The 20,594-nt window shown below is 73.2% G+C and carries 12 protein-coding genes; 7 read left to right on the forward strand and 5 right to left on the reverse strand.

Annotated elements, in window-relative coordinates; translation table 11 throughout:
- The first annotated feature begins 264 nt into the window (after positions 1 to 264).
- On the forward strand, positions 265 to 4,863 hold the full coding sequence (gene gltB / locus BJ965_RS28890; RefSeq protein WP_184917658.1) for a glutamate synthase large subunit: 4,599 nt from the start codon (positions 265 to 267) through the stop codon (positions 4,861 to 4,863).
- Positions 4,856 to 6,319, forward strand: coding sequence for a glutamate synthase subunit beta (locus BJ965_RS28895; RefSeq protein WP_184912499.1), 1,464 nt, complete (start codon positions 4,856 to 4,858; stop codon positions 6,317 to 6,319). The genes gltB and BJ965_RS28895 overlap by 8 nt, the downstream gene beginning before the upstream one ends.
- Before the next feature lie 135 nt (positions 6,320 to 6,454).
- Here BJ965_RS28895 and BJ965_RS28900 read toward each other — a convergent pair whose 3' ends face one another.
- Genes BJ965_RS28900 through BJ965_RS28910 form a run of 3 tightly spaced genes read right to left on the reverse strand, consistent with a single transcriptional unit; the run spans position 6,455 to position 13,504 of the window.
- The gene (locus tag BJ965_RS28900; RefSeq protein ID WP_184912501.1) at positions 6,455 to 7,441 is read right to left on the reverse strand and encodes an ABC transporter ATP-binding protein; all 987 of its coding nucleotides are present in this window, start codon (positions 7,439 to 7,441) and stop codon (positions 6,455 to 6,457) included.
- Positions 7,438 to 10,167, reverse strand: a complete 2,730-nt coding sequence (locus BJ965_RS28905; protein ID WP_184912504.1) for an ABC transporter permease — start codon at positions 10,165 to 10,167, stop codon at positions 7,438 to 7,440. The genes BJ965_RS28900 and BJ965_RS28905 overlap by 4 nt, the downstream gene beginning before the upstream one ends.
- Before the next feature lies 1 nt (position 10,168).
- The gene (locus BJ965_RS28910) at positions 10,169 to 13,504 is read right to left on the reverse strand and encodes an FtsX-like permease family protein (RefSeq protein WP_184912506.1); all 3,336 of its coding nucleotides are present in this window, start codon (positions 13,502 to 13,504) and stop codon (positions 10,169 to 10,171) included.
- A 139-nt stretch (positions 13,505 to 13,643) separates the two neighbouring features.
- Here BJ965_RS28910 and BJ965_RS28915 point away from each other — a divergent pair, with 139 nt between their 5' ends.
- The 3 genes from BJ965_RS28915 to qcrB all read left to right on the forward strand — a co-directional run bounded on the left by BJ965_RS28915 (position 13,644) and on the right by qcrB (position 16,906).
- A complete protein-coding gene (locus BJ965_RS28915; RefSeq protein ID WP_184912508.1) occupies positions 13,644 to 14,375 on the forward strand; it encodes an ABC transporter ATP-binding protein in 732 nt (243 codons plus the stop codon).
- 36 nt (positions 14,376 to 14,411) lie between these two features.
- Positions 14,412 to 15,146, forward strand: a complete 735-nt coding sequence (locus BJ965_RS28920; protein ID WP_184912510.1) for a vWA domain-containing protein — start codon at positions 14,412 to 14,414, stop codon at positions 15,144 to 15,146.
- Positions 15,147 to 15,247: 101 nt separating this feature from the next.
- Entirely contained in the window at positions 15,248 to 16,906 is a 1,659-nt protein-coding gene (gene qcrB, locus BJ965_RS28925; RefSeq protein ID WP_184912512.1) for a cytochrome bc1 complex cytochrome b subunit, read from the forward strand.
- Here the strand turns inward: qcrB and BJ965_RS28930 are convergent.
- Positions 16,878 to 17,840 (reverse strand): acyl-CoA dehydrogenase family protein, encoded by a 963-nt coding sequence (locus tag BJ965_RS28930; RefSeq protein ID WP_184912515.1) that lies wholly within the window; start codon positions 17,838 to 17,840, stop codon positions 16,878 to 16,880. The genes qcrB and BJ965_RS28930 overlap by 29 nt on opposite strands.
- 132 nt (positions 17,841 to 17,972) lie before the next feature.
- Entirely contained in the window at positions 17,973 to 19,112 is a 1,140-nt protein-coding gene (locus tag BJ965_RS28935; RefSeq protein WP_184912517.1) for an acyl-CoA dehydrogenase family protein, read from the reverse strand.
- A gap of 48 nt (positions 19,113 to 19,160) precedes the next feature.
- Here BJ965_RS28935 and BJ965_RS28940 point away from each other — a divergent pair, with 48 nt between their 5' ends.
- Together BJ965_RS28940 and BJ965_RS28945 are read left to right on the forward strand one after the other, a co-directional pair.
- The gene (locus tag BJ965_RS28940) at positions 19,161 to 19,949 is read left to right on the forward strand and encodes an SDR family oxidoreductase (protein WP_184912520.1); all 789 of its coding nucleotides are present in this window, start codon (positions 19,161 to 19,163) and stop codon (positions 19,947 to 19,949) included.
- A 13-nt stretch (positions 19,950 to 19,962) separates the two neighbouring features.
- Positions 19,963 to 20,583, forward strand: a complete 621-nt coding sequence (locus BJ965_RS28945) for a TetR/AcrR family transcriptional regulator (protein ID WP_184912522.1) — start codon at positions 19,963 to 19,965, stop codon at positions 20,581 to 20,583.
- Positions 20,584 to 20,594: the final 11 nt, after the last annotated feature.

Raw genomic sequence — 20,594 nt, forward strand, 5'->3', positions numbered from 1 at the left:
CCCCAGCGGGGTGGGCGAAGACGCCTGTCCCGCTCCGCGGGCCGATGGAAACCGATCTGACCCGATCGTTCCGTGCCCTCCATAGCTTCCACCGCCGGCGCGGTACCCCCGCCGCGCACCCGCGGTGTCCGCATGCTGGAACGGATTATCCCGGTTCCCGAGAACCGCTCCATCATGTAACCTGCACGAAATTTTGCGATCACGCGAGGGCCAACGTCGTCCCTCGGCACTTGCATATGCCACATGACGACGACGGGAGAGCCGATGCGTACGCCGCGCCAGCCGTCCCAGCATTCCGCGAATGGCCAGAACTGGTCCTTCATGGATGCTCGCCCTGCTGCGCAGGGTATGTACGACCCCCGCAACGAGCACGACGCCTGCGGCGTCGGCTTCGTCGCCACACTCACCGGCGAGGCGTCCCACACCCTGGTCGAGCAGGCTCTGACCGTCCTGCGCAACCTCGAACACCGTGGCGCCACCGGCTCCGAGCCGGACTCCGGCGACGGCGCCGGCATCCTGTCGCAGGTCCCGGACGCCTTCTTCCGTGACGTGGCCGGATTCGAACTGCCCGACGCCGGTTCCTACGCCGTCGGCATCGCCTTCCTGCCGGAGGACTCCACCGCCGACGCCGTCTCGCAGATCGAGACGATCGCCGCCGACGAGGGCCTCACCGTCCACGGCTGGCGCGAGGTGCCGGTCGCCCCGCAGCTGCTGGGAGCCACCGCCCGGTCGACCATGCCGGTCTTCCGCCAGATCTTCGTCGGCGACGGCGTCTCGGAGGGCATCGACCTCGACCGCAAGGCCTTCGTGCTGCGCAAGCGCGCCGAGCGCGAGGCCGGCGTGTACTTCCCGTCGCTGTCCGCGCGGACCATCGTCTACAAGGGCATGCTGACCACCGGCCAGCTGGAGCCCTTCTTCCCGGACCTGTCCGACCGCCGCTTCGCCTCCGCGATCGCGCTCGTGCACTCCCGGTTCTCGACGAACACGTTCCCGTCGTGGCCGCTGGCCCACCCGTACCGCTTCGTCGCGCACAACGGTGAGATCAACACCGTCAAGGGCAACCGCAACTGGATGGTGGCCCGCGAGTCGCAGCTCGTCTCGGACCTGTTCGGGTCCGACGACAAGGCCATCGACCGGATCTTCCCGGTCTGCACGCCGGACGCCTCCGACTCCGCCTCCTTCGACGAGGTCCTGGAGCTCCTGCACCTGGGCGGCCGCTCCCTGCCGCACTCCGTGCTGATGATGATCCCGGAGGCGTGGGAGAACCACGACTCCATGGATCCGGCCCGGCGCGCCTTCTACCAGTTCCACTCCACGATGATGGAGCCCTGGGACGGCCCGGCCTGCGTCACCTTCACCGACGGCAAGCAGGTCGGCGCGGTCCTGGACCGCAACGGCCTTCGCCCCGGCCGCTACTGGGTCACCGACGACGGCCTCGTCGTCCTCGGCTCCGAGGTCGGCGTCCTGGACATCGACCCCTCCAAGGTCGTCCGCAAGGGCCGTCTGCAGCCCGGCCGCATGTTCCTCGTCGACACCGTCGAGCACCGCATCATCGAGGACGACGAGATCAAGGCCGAGCTCGCCGCCGAGAACCCCTACGCGGAGTGGATCGAAGCCGGCGAGATCGAGCTCGAGGACCTGCCCGAGCGCGAGCACATCGTGCACACGCACGCCTCGGTCACCCGCCGCCAGCAGACCTTCGGCTACACCGAGGAGGAGCTGCGCGTCATCCTCGCGCCGATGGCCAAGGCCGGCGCCGAGCCGATCGGCTCGATGGGCACCGACTCGCCGATCGCCGCGCTGTCGGACCGCCCGCGGCTGCTCTTCGACTACTTCACCCAGCTGTTCGCGCAGGTCACCAACCCGCCGCTGGACGCGATCCGCGAGGAGCTCGTCACCTCGCTGCGCTCCGCGCTGGGCCCCCAGGGCAACCTGCTCGACCCGAACGCGGCCTCCTGCCGCAGCGTCCTGCTGCCCTTCCCGGTGATCGACAACGACGAGCTGGCCAAGCTCATCCACATCAACGCCGACGGCGACATGCCCGGCTTCAAGGCTGCGACGCTGTCCGGCCTGTACCGGGTGCACGGCGGCGGTGACACGCTGGCCGCGCGCATCGACGAGATCTGCACCGAGGCCGACGCCGCCATCGAGAACGGCGCCCGCCTGATCGTCCTGTCGGACCGCCACTCGGACGCCGAGCACGCGCCGATCCCGTCGCTGCTGCTCACCGCGGCCGTCCACCACCACCTCATCCGCACCAAGCAGCGCACCCAGGTGGGCCTGCTGGTCGAGGCCGGTGACGTCCGCGAGGTCCACCACGTCGCCCTGCTCATCGGCTACGGCGCCGCCGCCGTCAACCCGTACCTGGCGATGGAGTCCGTCGAGGACCTGGTCCGCGCCGGCACCTTCCTGCCCGGCATCGAGCCCGAGCAGGCCATCCGCAACCTCATCTACGCCCTCGGCAAGGGCGTGCTGAAGGTCATGTCGAAGATGGGCATCTCGACCGTCGCCTCCTACCGCGGCGCCCAGGTCTTCGAGGCCGTCGGTCTCGACGAGGCCTTCGTCGAGAAGTACTTCAACGGCACGGCCACCAAGATCGGCGGTGTCGGCATCGACGTCGTCGCCAAGGAGGTCGCCGCCCGGCACGCCAAGGCCTACCCGGCCTCCGGCATCGCCCCGGCGCACCGCGCGCTGGAGATAGGCGGCGAGTACCAGTGGCGCCGCGAGGGCGAGCCGCACCTGTTCGACCCGGAGACGGTCTTCCGCCTCCAGCACTCCACGCGCTCCGGCAAGTACGACATCTTCAAGAAGTACACCGAGCGCGTGAACGAGCAGTCCGAGCGGCTGATGACGCTGCGCGGCCTGTTCGGCTTCAAGTCGGACCGGCAGCCGATCTCCATCGACGAGGTCGAGCCCGTCTCCGAGATCGTCAAGCGCTTCTCCACGGGCGCCATGTCGTACGGCTCCATCTCCCAGGAGGCGCACGAGACCCTCGCCATCGCCATGAACCAGCTGGGCGGCAAGTCCAACACCGGTGAGGGCGGCGAGGACCCGGAGCGCCTGTACGACCCGGCCCGCCGGTCGGCCATCAAGCAGGTCGCCTCCGGCCGCTTCGGTGTGACCTCCGAGTACCTGGTCAACTCCGACGACATCCAGATCAAGATGGCCCAGGGCGCCAAGCCCGGCGAGGGCGGCCAGCTGCCCGGCCACAAGGTCTACCCGTGGGTCGCCAAGACGCGGCACTCGACGCCGGGCGTCGGCCTCATCTCGCCGCCCCCGCACCACGACATCTACTCCATCGAAGACCTCGCCCAGCTGATCCACGACCTGAAGAACGCCAACCCCCAAGCGCGGATTCACGTCAAGCTGGTCTCCGAGGTCGGCGTCGGCACCGTCGCCGCGGGTGTCTCCAAGGCGCACGCGGACGTCGTCCTGATCTCCGGTCACGACGGTGGTACGGGTGCCTCCCCGCTCACCTCGCTGAAGCACGCCGGCGGCCCCTGGGAGCTCGGCCTCGCCGAGACCCAGCAGACCCTGCTGCTCAACGGCCTGCGCGACCGCATCGTCGTGCAGACCGACGGCCAGCTGAAGACCGGCCGCGACGTCGTCATCGCCGCGCTGCTCGGCGCCGAGGAGTTCGGTTTCGCGACCGCGCCGCTCGTCGTCTCCGGCTGCGTCATGATGCGCGTCTGCCACCTGGACACCTGCCCGGTCGGCATCGCCACGCAGAACCCGGTCCTGCGCGAGCGGTACAACGGCAAGGCCGAGTACGTCGTGAACTTCTTCCAGTTCATCGCCGAAGAGGTCCGCGAGATCCTCGCCGAGCTGGGCTTCCGCTCCATCGAGGAGGCCGTCGGTCACGCCGAGACCCTCGACGTCACGCGGGCCGTCGACCACTGGAAGGCACAGGGCCTGGACCTGGAGCCGCTGTTCCACGTGCCCGACCTGCCCGAGGGCGCGGTGCGCCACCAGATCATGGCGCAGGACCACGGCCTGGAGAAGGCGCTCGACAACCAGCTGATCAAGCTGGCCTCGGACGCGCTCGCCGCGACCGGTGCCACCGACGCCCAGCCGGTGCGCGCCCAGGTGCAGATCCGCAACATCAACCGCACGGTCGGCACCATGCTCGGCCACGAGGTGACGAAGAAGTTCGGTGGCGCGGGCCTGCCCGACGACACCATCGACATCACCTTCACCGGCTCCGCCGGCCAGTCCTTCGGCGCCTTCGTCCCGCGCGGTGTCACGCTGCGTCTGGAGGGCGACGCCAACGACTACGTCGGCAAGGGCCTGTCCGGCGGCCGGATCGTGGTCCGCCCGGACCGCGCGGCCGACCACCTCGCCGAGTACAGCGTCATCGCCGGCAACACCATCGGCTACGGCGCCACCGGCGGCGAGATGTTCCTGCGCGGCAAGGTCGGTGAGCGGTTCTGCGTCCGCAACTCCGGTGCGACGGTCGTCTCCGAGGGCGTGGGCGACCACGGCTGCGAGTACATGACCGGTGGCCACGCGGTGGTCCTCGGCGAGACGGGCCGCAACTTCGCGGCCGGCATGTCCGGCGGTATCGCGTACGTGATCGACCTGGACCCCGACAACGTCAACGCCGGCAACCTGGACGCCGTCGAGCCGCTCGACGACGCCGACAAGCAGTGGCTGCACGACGTGGTCCGCCGCCACCAGGAGGAGACGGGCTCCACCGTCGCCGAGAAGCTCCTGGCCGACTGGGACACCGCCGTCGAGCGGTTCAGCAGGATCATCCCCAGCACGTACAAGGCAGTGCTCGCCGCCAAGGAAGCCGCCGAGCGAGCCGGTCTCTCCGAGACCGAGACCCACGAGAAGATGATGGAGGCGGCGATCAATGGCTGACCCGAAGGGCTTCCTGAACCACGGGCGCGAGCTCGCCAAGTCCCGCCCCGTCGAGGAGCGCGTCAAGGACTGGAACGAGGTCTACGTTCCCGGCTCCCTGCTGCCCATCATCAGCAAGCAGGCCAGCCGCTGCATGGACTGCGGCATCCCGTTCTGCCACAACGGCTGTCCGCTCGGGAACCTGATCCCCGAGTGGAACGACTACGCCTACCGCGAGGACTGGGCGGCCGCCTCCGAGCGTCTGCACGCGACGAACAACTTCCCGGAGTTCACGGGCCGTCTGTGCCCCGCTCCCTGCGAGTCGGCGTGTGTGCTGGGCATCAACCAGCCGCCGGTCACCATCAAGAACGTCGAGGTCTCGATCATCGACAAGGCGTGGGAGACCGGGGACGTCGCCCCGCAGATCCCGGAGCGCCTGTCCGGCAAGACCGTCGCCGTCATCGGCTCGGGCCCGGCCGGGCTGGCCGCCGCCCAGCAGCTGACCCGGGCCGGCCACACCGTCGCCGTCTACGAGCGCGCGGACCGCATCGGAGGCCTCCTCCGCTACGGCATCCCCGAGTTCAAGATGGAGAAGCGGCACATCAACCGCCGCATCGAGCAGATGCGCGCGGAGGGTACCCGCTTCCGCACCGGCATCGAGATCGGCCGCGACCTGAAGGCCACGGACCTGAAGAAGCGCTACGACGCGGTCGTCCTGGCCGTCGGCGCCACCACGGCCCGCGACCTGCCGGTGCCCGGCCGCGAACTCAAGGGCATCTACCAGGCCATGGAGTATCTGCCGCTGGCCAACAAGGTCCAGGAGGGCGACTTCGTGGCGCCCCCGATCTCGGCCGAGGGCAAGCACGTCGTGGTCATCGGCGGCGGCGACACCGGCGCGGACTGCGTGGGCACCGCCCACCGTCAGGGAGCGGCCTCCGTCACGCAGCTGGAGATCATGCCCCGCCCGGGCGAGGAGCGGAACGACGCCTCCCAGCCGTGGCCGACCTTCCCCATGCTGTACAAGGTCACCTCGGCGCACGAGGAGGGCGGCGAGCGCGTCTACTCCGTCTCGACGACCCACTTCGAGGGCGACGAGGACGGCAACGTCCAGTGGCTGCACCTCACCGAGGTGGAGTTCATCGACGGCAAGCTCACCCCGAAGCCGGGCTCCGAGCGCAAGATCCCCGCGCAGCTCGTCACGCTCGCCATGGGCTTCACCGGCACCGACCGGGACAACGGCCTGGTCGAGCAGTTCGGCCTGGAGCTCGACGAGCGCGGCAACATCGCCCGTGACGACAGCTACCAGACCAACGTGCCGGGCGTGTTCGTCGCCGGTGACGCGGGCCGCGGCCAGTCGCTCATCGTCTGGGCGATCGCCGAGGGCCGCTCGGCGGCGCGCGGCGTGGACCGTGCGCTGACGGGCGCGAGCGAGCTGCCGGCGCCGATCCGCCCGACGGACCGCGCGTTGATGGTCTGACCGCACCTCACCTGGTCCGACCGCGCCTCACACGGTCTGGCCTCACAGAACGTCCCGCACAAAGGCGTGCGGAACACTGACGGCGCCTGCCCCTTGTCCCCGACCGGACGAATGGGCGGGCGCCGTCGCACGTCCTCAGCCGTTCTCGTCCCCGGTTCCCGGTGCGCTCGCGTGCCCGTCCGGCCGCACCTGGATGTGGTCCTCCTCCAACTCCAGCAGCACCCGGTCCGCCATGCCCAGGGCCGCGGTGTACTCCGCCGGCAGCTGGAGGCGGCCCGCGCGGTCGAGCATCGCGTACTCACGGGCCACCAGGGACTCCAGGCCCGACGCGTCGACCTCCGTGCGGCGCAGTACCTCCGTCGAGGTGCGGCCGTCGCGGATCGCGACCGTGCGGCGGACCTCGCCGGCGACCGCCTGGTCGTGCGTGACGATGACGATCGTCGTCCCCAGCTCCTCGTTGGCCCGGCGGAACGCCGCGAAGACCTGCTGCCCCGTCGCCGAGTCCAGCTCGCCGGTCGGCTCGTCGGCGAGCAGGACGGCGGGGGCGTTGGCGAGGGCGACGGCGATCGCGACGCGCTGCTGCTGGCCACCGGACATCGCCTGCGGACGCCGGTCCCGGCAGTCGGCGACGCCGAGCAGGGACAACAGCTCGTCCGCCCGCCCGGCCCGCTTCCGACGGGAGGCCCCCGCCAGCTGCATGGGCAGGGCGACGTTCTGCGCGGCCGTCAGGTACGGCAGCAGATTGCGCGCCGTCTGCTGCCAGACGAAGCCCACCACCTCACGCCGGTAGCGCAGCCGGGCCTTCGCGTCCATCGTCAGCAGATCGCGGCCGGCGACCTTCGCGGCGCCCGCGGTCGGGACGTCCAGACCCGCGAGGATGTTCATCAGCGTCGACTTGCCGCTGCCGGACGCCCCCACCAGGGCCATCAACTCGCCCTCCCGCACCAGCAGATCGAGCCCCTGCAGCGCCTGCACCTCCACGGCGTCCCCGCCACCGCGCCGGGCGAAGATCCGCACCAGCCGGTCACAGGCGATCAGGGCGTCGTGCCCGTACGCGGGCCGGTCGCGGTGCCGGGCCACCCGGCGCTGGAGCTCGTCCAGCGACTCCGTCGTACCGCTCATCGCATGTCTCCCGCCCTGAGGTGAGTGATCGGTGTCCGGCGTCCGGCCCACCAGGCCTGCGCGACGGCCACCGCCCCGGCCAGCAGCACCGCGCCCGCCGCGGGCAGGACCAGTGACCACACGTCGGTCCGCAGCACGGCGTCCGGTGCCGTGACGCCGGCCGCGCCGGCCAGGGCGAGCCGGTCCAGGTCGATGCCGGGGGCGAGCAGCCCCACCGTGGCCCAGCCGACGGCCATGCCCCCGGCGGCCGCGAGCAGCGCCTGCGGCAGCGCCTCCAGGCCGAGCAGGCGCCGCCCCTGGCGGGCCGTCATACCGAGGGTGCGCAGCCGGGCCAGCAGCGCGGCCCGCTCCGGCGCGGTGCGCAGCAGACCGAACACCAACGCGAGCACGGCGTACCCGGCGCCCGCGGCGACGGCCCAGACGTAGATCCGTTCGGCGCCCTCCTGCAACGGCGTGTCGGACAGCGCCGCACGTTCCTCGCCGCGCAGCGTCACCGACAGGTCCGCCCCGGCCTCCCGTACGGCCGCCCGCAGCGCCTTCGCGTCCAGGCCGGCACCGGCCGCGAGCAGGGTCGTGGGACCGCCGACGCCTTTCAGGCCCGCCGTGTCGACCAGCAGGAACTCGCCCTCGGTCAGGGCCGGGGTGCGGGGGCGCACCTCGGTGATCCGCACCCTGACGGGGCCGCCGTCCGTCACGATCCGGCGCGGCGCCCGTCCGAGCCGCTCGGCGACGTCGGGGGAGGCGACGGCGCCCAGCACCCCGTCCCCGACCCCCAGCCGGCGGGCCGGGAAGCCGCCCAGCCCCATCCGCCGGGCCACCTCGGCGTAGGAGTCCGGCTCGACCCCGACCACGGGCAGCGACTGCGCCTCGTCGGAGGCGCCCTCCGAGGCGTACATGATGCTCACGGCGGTGACCTGCCGCACGCCCTCCACGTCACCCACCGCCCGTGCCAGACCCGCCGGGAGGGCAGCGCCGTCGGTCGTGGAGACCAGGGCGTCAGCGCCTGTCGCCAGCAGCGCGGCCCGGTCCCGGGCGTCCGCCACGCCCTGCAGCACGGAACCCCCGAACGCGGCCGTCGTCAGGGCCGTCAGCAGGGCGAGCAGCGGCAGCGTGGCCACCGACGCCGGTGAGCGGCCCGCCCGGGCCAGCGACAGGAACCCGACCACACCGCGCAGCCGCGCCGCCGGGCCCGCGGCCCACCGCAGGGGCAGCGGATACAGCCGGACGAGGACCAGCGCGGCGACCAGCCCGACGAGCACCGGGGCGGCGCTCACCAGCAGATCGCCCGACCCGCCCGTACCGCGCCGGCGCAGCGCGGCCACCGAGCCCACGGCCAGCACCAGCAGGGTCAGTTCCGCGATGGTGCGGCGCGCGCCCGGCCTGGAGTGGGCGAGGTCGTCGCGCTCCAGGTGCGCCCGGGGCCGGCGATGCGCCACGAGGGCACGCACCGGCAGTACGGCGCACGCGAGCAGCGCCACGGCGCCCGCCCCGAGCACGGAGGGCAGCGGTTCGGCCTCGTCGATCACGAGCACGGCGAACAGCAGACCGCAGGCCGCGCCGGGCAGTGCGGGCACCGCCGTCTCCGCCAGCAGCCGCCCGGCGATACCGCTCAGGGAGCCGCCCCGGGCCCGCAGCAGGGCGAGTTCGGCCTCGCGGCGGGCGGCGGCCAGACCGCCGCTCATCACCAGGACGACCACGGCGACCGCGGCGATCCCGAAGGCCGCGACCGCGACCACGGGGGTGATCGCCTCACGGGCCGCCGTGTAGGAGCCGACCACCTGCTCCAGACCGGTGGACAGCTGGGCCGTCGGACCGGCGACACCCCGCATCCGCACCAGCCCCGGCCCGTTCTCCAGGGACGCCACGGCGGCCACGAGCGCGGAGGTGTCCGTCCCGGTGAGCCGGCCCGTCTCGGGGGCCATCCGCCAGTACTTCTCCGGCTCGCCCTGCCCGCCGAGCAGGGCCGGCGCGGCCCCCGGCGCCAGCAGGACCCCCGCCTCCCAGTAGAGCTGCGGGGGGCGGCCCCCGTTGTTCGTCAAGGCCGGGGTGCGCTGGACCGGCTCCGCCGACCAGTAACTCCGCTTCGGATGCAGGGGTTCGAGGATGCCGGTGATCCGAACGGTAAGCGGCCCGTCCGTGAACCCGGCCAGGGTGAGTTCGGACCCGGTCCGCAGCCGCATGGTGCGGGCGGTCTCGGCGGTCACCGCGCCCTCCACCACCCTGGTGTCCACGGTCACCGCCCCGGCGGTGGGCAGCCGGCCCTCCCGGACGGTGGCGTGACCGGCCGCTCCGGACTGGGCGAACGCGGTGAACCGGGGCGGCAGCCCGTCGGGACGGGGCAGCGACGCGTCCAGCGCCACGAGGCTCTTCGCGGTGCGCACCCCGTACGCCGACTGCGCCGGATCCGCCCGCAGCGGTGCGGGGAGCAGGCCCCGGGCGGTGTCGTGGACCGCCGCGAGCGCCTCCGGTGACACCGCCTCCGCACGGGCCCTCTCCGGCCGTTCCAGACCCGGCGCCGGTGCCCTCAGCTCCAGCACGGTGGAGTCGGGGGAGGCGGTGGCCAGGCTCTCGCGCAGCCCGTCGGTCTCGTACGCCTCGACGGCCCGGGGCAGGACGGCCGCGAGGAACGCCGTGACCAGCACCAGCACACCGAAGGCGACGGCGGACAGGGGCGCGGTCCGCAGCCGGGTCCGCACCCAGGGCGCGCCCCGGTCGTGACGCGGCATCTCAGTCCTCCCCCTGATCGCGGAGCGCCACCGCGGGCTCGGCGCGGCGCAGCGCCGACGCGGCGGTGATCAGCAGGAGCGGCGCGGCCACCCCCGCCAGCAGCAACGCCACCCGGGACAGCGGAAGTTCGACGAGGACGGGCGGCACCGGCCGCGCGGCGTCGGAGGTCAGCACGATCAGCGGCACGACGGCCCGGGTCAGGAGAGTGCCGAGACCGAGCCCGGCGAGCAGACCCGCGCCGACGAGCAGGCTCTGCTCCGTCGCGACCAGCCGGGCGAGGTCCCGGCGGGGTGTGCCGAGGGCGCGCAACACGGCGAACTCCGAGGTCCGCTCCCGGCGCGCACCGGCGCCGCTCACCGCGAACCCCCCGGCGGCCAAGGCCACGGCGGCCACCGCCACGGCCGTCAGCGCCGCACGCGGACCGGCGCCGAGCGGATCCCGCAGCAGCTCGGCCGCCGTCTCGTCCCGCACCAGCACCTGCCGCGCTTCGAGGTCGGGGCGCGCCCGCAGCGCGGCGGCGACCTCGCCGGCCCGGCCGGGGGCGGTACTCACCCACCACTCGGTGGGGGTGAGCGGCGCACTGGCCCGCTGTGCCAGCACGGCGTCGACGGCCCGCAGGTCGAGGAGCAACGCCCCACCCGAGACGGCCTCACCGGCCAGGTCGGCGGCGGTGGTCGGCAGTGCCTCGACCGACCGTACGATCCGCACCCGCAGCTGCTCCCCGGACAGCGGCACGTCGATGCTGTCGCCGGTCTCGGCCCCGGCCGCGCGCAGGAAGTCCCGGGTGGCGACGGCCGTCAGGCTGCGCGGCGCCCGGGCACCGGCGGTGTCGAGGCGGACGGTGTAGATCGGGGCCGCGCCGTAGCCGTCGCCGCGGTCGACGCCGGTGCCGTACGACACGGTCAGCGGCGCGGCGTCCGACACGGTGGGCCGGGCGGCCGTGCGGGCGGTGACCTCGCCGTTCTCCGTCACGGTCCGGCCGCCCCGCCAGCGCAGCCCAGCGGGCGCCGTCACGGTCCGGGCGGGGCCGTCGCGGCCGGCGGCGAGCAGCCGTTCCACGGTGAACCGGTGCTGTTCGGCGCGGCCCGAGGGAGCCGTGTCGTCGAGCTGGAGTCCGGTCATCCGCAGCGGTCCGGCCGGTGCGGCACGGCGGCTCGCCGCCGTCGTGTCCAGGTCGAGCCGGATCCGGTGCACCCGGCCGTCCACCGGGACGGTCCCGGCGCCCAGCCGGTAGGCGATGCCGTACCCGTCCTCGACGACCACCGTGAGCTGGGGTGCCCGGTCGGAGGGGGAGTGTCCCGTCCGGGCCCGCACGTCCGAGAGGCGCACGTCGAGGGCGATCCGCCGGGTGCCGTCGGGCAGCCGTACCGCCCGGCCCTCGTTCGGCGCGGGCGGCGCCAGGGTCCGCAGCAGCTTCTCCGGGCGCTCGTCGGCGAGGTCGCCGCGCATCAGCATCGCGTCCCGGGCGTGGGAGGTGTCCAGGACCAGGACCGTCGCCTGGCCGCCGCCGGAGAGGGCCAGGGAGGCGCGGTGCGCGGGGGCGGCGTCCCGGACCCCGGGCAGCCCGGTGTAGAGGCCGGACTGCCCGGGGCTGCCCGGCCGGTAGTCGAGGACCCGCACGGGGGCGCCCGTCCTGAAGTCGGCCAGGTCGTCCTGCGACCGGTCCCAGGACGCGCCGTGCCCGATCGCCAGCATCCCGGTCGTCACGGCGATGACCAGCAGCAGAACCGGCCCCGCCCCGCGCAGCGGACGCCGGCTGAACTGCCAGCCCGCCAGCGCCGCCGGCAGCCCGCGCCCCCTGGAGGAGCGCCGCTCCGCGAGCCGGGCCGCGAACGGCAGCAGACGCAGCGTCAGCACGGTGCCCGCCAGCAGCGCCAGCGCGGGCGCCGCGATCAGCAGCGGGTCGATGCCCAGCTCCCCGGCCCGGTCCCGGCCGAGCACCCCGCCGCCGGTCGCGTCGGTCTGCCGGTCGAGCTGCCAGTACGCCACCCCCGCGATCAGCAGCAGCGCCACATCGGCTCCGGCGCGCACCGGCGCGGCCGTCGTGGCGGCCCGGACGCGCCGCAGCCGTATCGTCCCGCCCGCCGTCGCCGCCAGCGCGGGCACGACGACCGCCGCCGCGCAGGCCAGGGCCACCCCGCCCGCGACCAGCCAGACCCGGCCCGCCGGGGCGGTGTCGAGCCGCAGCCCGATCCGGTCGAGGGAGGACCACCGGGCCAGCAGCCGGGTCAGTGGGCCCGCCAGCAGCGCGGCGCCGACCGCGGCCGGCACCGCGAGCAGCAGCGCCTCCAGCGCGGCGAGCCCCGCGATCCGGCCACGTGATCCGCCCCTGGCCCGCAGCAGTTCGGTCTCGCCCGCCCGCTCGGCGTCCAGCAGCCGGGCCACCAGCAGCAGCGCGTACGCGGCGAGCAGCACCAGCTGCACGGAGACGATCAGCAGCGTGGACCGGGACACCAGCAGGGCCCGCCCCGCCCCGTCGAGCACCTCGGGCAGCCCGGTGCGCACGTCCGCCTCGCCCCCGAGGGCCGGGTCCTTGCGCAACGCCGCGGCCGCGTGCACGGCAGACTCGCGGAGGGCACCCATGCCGTCGGTGCCGAAGGCCCGGTAGTCGGCCGTGGCCACCCAGCCCGTACCGCCCTCGGAGACCCGGCCGGAGGCGAGCACCGAGGCGTCGGCCAGCAGCGGCCCGTACGTGGTGAAGACGACCGTGCGCATGCCCTGGCCGCCGAGCTCGTCCGCCTGCCAGTAGGGATCGGTGCCGTCGGCCGCCCGGTACACGCCGGTCACCCGCACCACGAGCGGCTCGCCGCCCAGTCGGTCGGTGAGTTCGACGCGCGCCCCGGGCCGCAGCCCCAGCCGGCCGGCGGCCGCCTCGGGCAGCGCGACGGGTACGGCGCCGTCGCGGTCCGCCGGGGCCGGGCCCGGCAGGGTGCCCGAGACCAGCCCGATCCTGGACCGGTCGAGGGCGGCGAGGTGCGTGAGGTCGGGTTCGCCGGTGCGGGCGTCGGCCTTCCGCAGGGAACGGGGCAGCGCGTACGGCCCGGACCGCTCCAGCCTCCGCACGGTCGCCGGCAGCCCGCCGAACGCCTCCCGCGCACCGCGCTCCACGGCCCGCTGCGCCGCGTCCCGCCGCTCCCGGGGCACGTCGGCCTCGACGAGCAGAGCGGCGGAGACCGCCGCCCGGCCGCTCAGAGTGGAGCGCAGTGCCGCGTCCCCGACAGAGCCGGAGAAGGCGGTGAGGGCCGCGAGCACCGAGGCGGTCAGCAGGACGGCGAGCAGGGCGGCCGTGAGCAGCAGCCGGTGCGCGCGTGCGCGCAGCAGCAGTAAGCCCGTCACACCAGTCCCACCCCGTCGGCCGAGCCGCTCTTCCCCCAACCCGGAATGCATATCACGGAGTTACCTGTCAGGCACATGAGTTCGAACCCGCGGTGTTCCGCTCTTGACCACCCGGACCGGTTGCGTATGGGATGCCGTGATGACCGAGAACACCGGCCCGGGCCCGGGTGCCACCCTCACCGACGACGCGCCCGCCGAGCCGATGCTGCGGGTGGAGGACCTGCACCACTCCTACGGCACGGGGGCCGCGGCGGTGCACGCGCTGCGCGGGGCCTCCTTCGCCGTCGGCCGCGGTGAACTCGTCGCCCTCAAGGGCCGTTCGGGCTCCGGCAAGTCGACGCTGCTCCATCTGATCGGCGGCCTCGACGCCCCGCAGCGCGGCCGTGTCGTCGTGGACGGCACCGACCTGTCCGCGCTCGGCGAGAGCGAGCTGCTGGAACTGCGCCGGGACCGGATCGGTTTCGTCTTCCAGTCCTTCGGGCTCATCCCCATCCTCACCGCCGCCGAGAACGTGGGCGTGCCCCTGCGGCTGCGCCGGGCCGAGCCGCGTGAACGCGAGGAACGGGTGGCGCTGCTGCTGGGCCTGGTGGGACTGGCCGGCCACGAGACGCAGCGGCCTGCCGAGCTGTCCGGCGGACAGCAGCAGCGGGTCGCCATCGCCCGGGCCCTCGCCAACAGCCCGGCGCTGCTGCTCGCCGACGAGCCGACCGGCCAGCTCGACGCCGCCACCGGCCTGGCGGTGATGGAGCTGCTGCGGGCCGTGGTCCGCAGTGAGGGCGTCACGGCCCTGGTCGCCACCCACGACCCCCAGCTCCTCGGCCTCGCCGACCGGGTGCTGGAACTGAGCGACGGAGCGGTCCTCGAGGCGTGAACGGCGCGGCCGTCGAGGAGTGAGAGGATGCGGCCCATGGTCGCGATCAGTCTGAGCAAGGTGCAGGAGACCGCTCCCGCCCTGGTGAACCTCTACAAGAGCGCCGGGGTGTCCCTCGCGAAGCACGGCCTCGACGGGCTGCGGGCCGCGGTCTACCTCGTGGTCGACTACTCCGGCTCGATGAAGCCGTACTACAAGGACGGCAGTGTGCAGGCGCTGGCCGACCGGGTGCTCGGGCTGTCGGCGCACCTGGACGACGACGGCAGCGTGCCCGTGGTCTTCTTCTCCACCGACGTCGACGCCGTCACCGACATCGCGCTCGCCGACCACCACGGAAAGATCGAGCGGATCGTGGCCGGGCTCGGGCACATGGGGAAGACCGCCTACCACCTGGCGATGGACACCGTGATCGACCACTACCTCGACAGCGGGTCGGCCGAGCCCGCCCTGGTCGTGTTCCAGACCGACGGCGGGCCCATCAACAAGCTCGCCGCCGAACGGTACCTCTGCAAGGCGGCGAAGCTGCCGCTGTTCTGGCAGTTCATCGGGTTCGGCGACCCGGGCAGCAAACAGTTCGACTTCCTGCGCAAGCTGGACGATCTGGCCGTGCCGGGCAAGCGGGTCGTCGACAACGCGGGGTTCTTCCACGCGGGGCAGGATCCCCGGAGGGTCTCGGACACCGAGCTGTACGACCGGCTGGTGGGCGAGTTCCCGAAGTGGCTGGTGGCCGCGCGGGCGCAGGGGATCGTGCGGGACACCGCCGGTCGCTGAACCGGCCGCTGGTCCCCTTGGCCCAACCGTCCCCACGCCCCGTTTGCACGGCCGCGACCCCGTGCCACGCTGGGAAGGATCCGACGGGGAGGCGACGACGTATGGGCGACGACGGCGCACGACGGGTGTACGGGACGGACTCCGCCGACCGGAGACCTCCCGCCGGCACGGGCGAGAAGCTCGCCGACTGGGCGGACGGGCGGCTCGGGCTCTACGCCCTGGCCAAGGCCAACATGCGCAAGGTCTTTCCGGACCACTGGTCCTTCATGCTGGGCGAGGTCACCCTCTACAGCTTCCTCGTGCTGATCCTCACCGGCGTCTACCTCACCCTGTTCTTCGAGCCCAGCATGCAGGAGGTCGTCTACAACGGCTCCTACACGGAGCTCAACGGCGTCCTCATGAGCAAGGCGTTCGAGTCCACGCTGGACATCAGCTTCGATGTGCGCGGTGGGCTGCTGATCCGCCAGATCCACCACTGGGCGGCCCTGGTCTTCGTCACCGGCATGCTGGTGCACATGATGCGGGTGTTCTTCACGGGTGCCTTCCGCAAGCCGCGCGAGCTGAACTGGCTCTTCGGCTGGACCCTGCTGATGCTCGGCATCATCACCGGCCTGACCGGCTACTCCCTCCCCGACGACCTGCTGTCCGGCACCGGCATCCGCTTCGCGCAGGGCGCGATCCTGTCCATCCCGATCGTCGGGACGTATCTGTCGTTCTTCCTGTTCGGCGGGGAGTTCCCGGGCGAGGACATCATCTCGCGGCTGTACCCCGTCCACGTCCTGCTGCTGCCCGGGATCATGCTGGGCCTGGTCACCGCCCATCTGATCCTGGTCTTCTACCACAAGCACACCCAGTTCCCGGGCCCCGGGCGCAAGGAGCGGTCGGTCGTCGGGATGCCCTTCCTGCCGGTCTACATGGCCAAGGCGGGCGGCTTCTTCTTCCTCGTCTTCGGCGTCCTGACGGTGATGGGCGCCATCGCCCAGATCAACCCCGTGTGGGCCTTCGGCCCCTACCGCCCCGACCTGGTCACCACCGGCGCCCAGCCCGACTGGTACCTCGGCTTCTCCGAGGGCCTGATCCGGGTGATGCCGGGATGGGAGATCAACCTCTGGGGGCACACGCTCGTCCTTGGCGTGTTCATCCCCTTCTCGCTGTTCCCGCTGATCCTGCTCGCCCTCGGCCTCTACCCCTTCATCGAGGCGTGGATCACCGGCGACAAGCGCGAGCACCACATCCTGGACCGGCCGCGCAACGCGCCCGTGCGCACGGGCCTGGGCGTGGCCTGGCTGACCCTGTACGCGGTACTGCTGATCGGCGGCGGCAACGACATCGTCGCCACCCATCTGCACCTGTCCATCAACGTGATCACCTGGTTCGTGCGGATCGGCGTCTTCGTGCTGCCGGTCGCCGCGTTCGTCGTCACGAAGAAGATCTGCATGGGCCTGCAGCGCCGCGACCGCGCCAAGGTGCTGCACGGCAGGGAGACCGGCACCGTCAAGCGGCTGCCGACCGGCGAGTACATCGAGGTCCACGAGCCCCTCGCGCAGGCCGAGCTGCACACGCTCACCCAGCACGAGCAGCTCCCGCCGTACGAGATCGGGCGCGAGGTCGACGCAGGGGGTGTCCGCCGCAAGGTCAAGCGGTCCGAGCGGCTGCGCGCCCGCCTCGCGCACGCCATGTACGGGCCCGACGCGCGGATCGAGAAGCCGACGGTGGAGGAGTACCGGGAGATCACCAGCGGCGATCACCAGTCGCACTGACGACCAGGGCCCGGCACTCCTCGGGCGCGCCCCAGGCGGTGCGCAGGGCCCGGGCCTTGGTGAGCCACAGCGACAGTCCGTACTCCGCGGTGTAGCCGATCGCCCCGTGCAGGTGCAGCGCGGTGCGGGCTGTGGTGTACGCCGCCTCGCACGCGGCGGCCTTGGCGGCGGCGGCGTCGGCGGGCTCCATGGTCAGCGCGGCGCCGAACACCAGCGGGCGCGCGAACTCCAGGGCGATCTTCGCATCGGCCAGCCGGTGCTTGACCGCCTGGAACGACCCGACGGGGACACCGAACTGGGTGCGCTGCTTGACGTATCCGACCGTTCTGTCGAGGAGCGCCAGGCCCACGCCGAGGGCCTGTGCGGCGGTGGTGAGGCGGGCCCAGGTGAGGGCCTCGTCCGTGGGGAGACCGAGGACATCACCGCCGGGGAGGAGCGGGGTGAGGCGACGGGCCGGGTCGAGGGAGGGGCGCACGGGACCGTGGCCGGGGGAGAGGCGGATGCGGCCCGGCGCCCAGGCGATCCGGACGGCGGCCGCGTCACCGTCCAGGGCGTGCGCCCCCTCGGGGGCCACCGTCGCCATCGCCTCCCCGGACGCCAGCGCCGGCAGCAGCCGTTCGGCCGTCCCCGGGTCCGCCCCCGCGAGGAGCGCCGCCGCCGTGACCGTCTCGACCAGGGGCCCCGGCACCGCGTGGCGTCCCAGCTCCACGAAGGCCACGGCCAGTTCGACCGGCCGCGGGCCCAGACCCTCGTACGCCTCCGGCACCGCCAGCGCGAACACGCCCGCGTCCGCCACACGGGACCACAGCGCCCGCCCGCCCGCATGGTCGCCCCGGCTCCAGTCCCGGATCACCGCCGGGGTGCCGGCCGCCGTCAGCAGGGCGTCCAGCGACGCGGCGAAGGCCCGCTGCTCGGCGTCGAGGAGGAAGCGCATCACATGCCCCTTCGGTAGGCCGCGGCAGGCAGCGTCTGCCCGCCAGGGAGCGGCGTCACGGTGCGGCGAGAGTGCGTGCCGGGCGTCGCGACGGGGCGAACGCCGCCGCTCGCGGCGCCAGAGCCCCCGGCATCAGCGGCGGCCCTTCGGCAGGCCGAGCAGGCGCTCGGCGATGATGTCCCGCTGGATCTCGTTCGTGCCCGCGTAGAGCGGCCCGGCGAGGGCGAAGACGTATCGTTCCGCCCATTCGGTGTCCGCCATCTCACCCTCCGGGCCGAGCAGGTCCAGGGCCGTCTCGTGCAGCGCGATGTCCAGCTCGGACCAGAAGACCTTGTTGAGGCTCGACTCGGGGCCGACGCTCTCGCCGTCCAGGAGGCGGGAGGCGGCCGCGTAGGTGAAGAGCCGGTAGGCGCGGGCGCCGATCAGGGCGTCGGCCACCCGGTCCCGCGCGGCCGCCGGCCGGCCCCGCCGCCGCCACAGCTCCTCCAGCCGGCGGGCCGAGGCGAGGAAGCGGCCGGGGGAGCGGAGCATCAGACCGCGTTCGTTGCCCGCGGTCGACATCGCGATCCGCCAGCCCCGGCCCGGCTCGCCGATCACGTCCTCGTCGGGCACGAAGACCTCGTCCAGGAACAGCTCCGCGAAGGCCGGCTTGCCGTCGAGACGGGCGATCGGGCGGACCGTGACACCCGGGGCGCGCAGTCCGAACATCAGGTACGTCAGGCCCTGGTGGGGCCTCGCCGCGTCCGGGTCGCTGCGGAACAGGCCGAAGGCATGGTCGGCGAAGGCGGCCCGCGAGGACCAGGTCTTCTGGCCGGTCAGCAACCAGCCGCCGTTCGTGCGCACGGCCCTCGCCCGCAGGGACGCCAGATCGGAACCGGCCTCGGGCTCCGACCAGGCCTGCGCCCAGACCACCTCGCCGGAGGCCATCGGGGGCAGGATCCGGGCCTGCTGCTCCTCGGTGCCGTGGTCGAGGAGGGTCGGGGCGAGCAGTTGGATGCCGTTCTGGCCGACGCGGCCCGGCGCGTCCGCCGCCCAGTACTCCTCCTCGAAGAGCAGCCACCGCAGGAGTCCCGCGTCCCTTCCGCCGTAGCGCGCGGGCCAGTTGACGACCGACCAGCGGTCCGCGGCGAGCTCCGCCTCCCAGGAGCGGTGCGCGGCGAAGCCCTCCTCGGTCTCCAGGGAGGGCAGGGGCGCGCGCGGCACGTGCGCGTGCAGCCACTCCCGCGCCTCGGCCCGGAACGCCTCGTCCGCCGGGGAGAACGCCAGGTCCATGGCCGCCCCTCCTTCCCTAACAAGTGTTTGGTAGGTTAGCGTGAGCCCATGACGGACGTCGAGAGCCCGGGGTACGTGCCCGGGCACGGCCTGCTGAAAGGGCGGACCGCCGTCGTCACCGCGGCGGCCGGTGCGGGGATCGGCGGGGCCACGGCGCGGCGCTTCCTGGAGGAGGGGGCCCGCGTGCTGATCAGCGACGCGCATGCGCGTCGCCTGGAGGAGTGCGCGGCCCGGCTGGCCGGAGAGTTCGGCAGCGAGGCGGTCACCGCGGTGCCCTGCGACGTCACCGACGAGACCCAGGTGCGCGTCCTCTTCGAGACAGCGGCGGCGGAGCACGGGCGCCTCGACGTCGTGGTCAACAACGCCGGTCTGGGCGGCACCGCGGAGCTCGTCGACATGACCGACGAGCAGTGGTCCCGCGTTCTGGACGTGACGCTGAACGGCACCTTCCGGTGCACCCGCGCCGCCCTGCGGCTGCTGCGGGAGTCGGGAGGAGGCGTGATCGTCAACAATGCCTCCGTCGTCGGCTGGCGCGCGCAGGCGGGACAGGCGCACTACGCCGCCGCGAAAGCCGGGGTGATGGCCCTCACCCGGTGCGCGGCCCTGGAGGCGGCCGGCTACGGCGTCCGGGTCAACGCCGTCGCGCCGAGCCTCGCCATGCACCCGCACCTGGCGAAGGTGACCTCGGCGGAACTGCTGGAGGAACTGACCGCGCGCGAGGCCTATGGGCGCTACGCCGAACCCTGGGAGGTGGCCAACGTGATCGTGTTCCTGGCGTCCGGCTACTCCTCGTACATGACGGGCGAGGTCGTCGCCGTCAGCAGTCAACGGGCCTAGGACAATGGACGATGTGCCGACCAAGAAGAAGCCCCAGGTGAGCGCCGCAGCGCCCGCGCGCCGCAGTGAACTCCTCGCCACCGCCGCCGAGGTCTTCGCCGAACAGGGCTACAACGCCACCACCGTCCGCAAGATCGCGGATCACGCGGGGATGCTCGCGGGCAGCCTCTACTACCACTTCGACTCCAAGGAATCGATGCTGGAGGAGATCCTGCGCACCTTCCTCGACGAGCTGTGGGACGGCTACGACACCGTCCTCGGCGCCGGGCTCGGGCCACGCGAGACGCTCCAGGCCCTGGTCACCGAGTCGTTCCGGGAGATCGACCGGCATCGCGCGGCCGTCGCGATCTACCAGAAGGAGAGCAGACAGCTCGTGGCGCAGGAGCGGTTCGCGTTCCTCGCCGCATCGCAGCGCCGGTTCGAGAAGGCCTGGCTGTCCACGCTGGAGCGGGGCGTCGCCGAGCGGGCCTTCCGGGCCGACCTCGACGTCCGGCTCACCTACCGGTTCGTGCGCGACACGGTCTGGGTCGCCGCGTCCTGGTACCGGCCCGGCGGACAGCACAGCCCCGAGGAGATCGCCCGGCAGTACCTGTCGATGGTGCTGGACGGGATCGCCGTACGGAACAGCCCCTAGGTGCGAGGGAG

It is taken from the genome of Streptomyces luteogriseus, from assembly GCF_014205055.1.
Classification (GTDB): domain Bacteria; phylum Actinomycetota; class Actinomycetes; order Streptomycetales; family Streptomycetaceae; genus Streptomyces; species Streptomyces luteogriseus.

Bases quoted from the DNA above. Each gene is read 5' to 3' on its own strand.
- gltB (WP_184917658.1), top strand. From the start codon at position 265: ATGCGTACGCCGCGCCAGCCGTCCCAGCATTCCGCGAATGGCCAGAAC.
- BJ965_RS28895 (WP_184912499.1), top strand. From the start codon at position 4,856: ATGGCTGACCCGAAGGGCTTCCTGAACCACGGGCGCGAGCTCGCCAAG.
- BJ965_RS28900 (WP_184912501.1), bottom strand. From the start codon at position 7,441: ATGAGCGGTACGACGGAGTCGCTGGACGAGCTCCAGCGCCGGGTGGCC.
- BJ965_RS28905 (WP_184912504.1), bottom strand. From the start codon at position 10,167: ATGCCGCGTCACGACCGGGGCGCGCCCTGGGTGCGGACCCGGCTGCGG.
- BJ965_RS28915 (WP_184912508.1), top strand. From the start codon at position 13,644: ATGACCGAGAACACCGGCCCGGGCCCGGGTGCCACCCTCACCGACGAC.
- BJ965_RS28920 (WP_184912510.1), top strand. From the start codon at position 14,412: ATGGTCGCGATCAGTCTGAGCAAGGTGCAGGAGACCGCTCCCGCCCTG.
- qcrB (WP_184912512.1), top strand. From the start codon at position 15,248: ATGGGCGACGACGGCGCACGACGGGTGTACGGGACGGACTCCGCCGAC.
- BJ965_RS28930 (WP_184912515.1), bottom strand. From the start codon at position 17,840: ATGCGCTTCCTCCTCGACGCCGAGCAGCGGGCCTTCGCCGCGTCGCTG.
- BJ965_RS28935 (WP_184912517.1), bottom strand. From the start codon at position 19,112: ATGGACCTGGCGTTCTCCCCGGCGGACGAGGCGTTCCGGGCCGAGGCG.
- BJ965_RS28940 (WP_184912520.1), top strand. From the start codon at position 19,161: ATGACGGACGTCGAGAGCCCGGGGTACGTGCCCGGGCACGGCCTGCTG.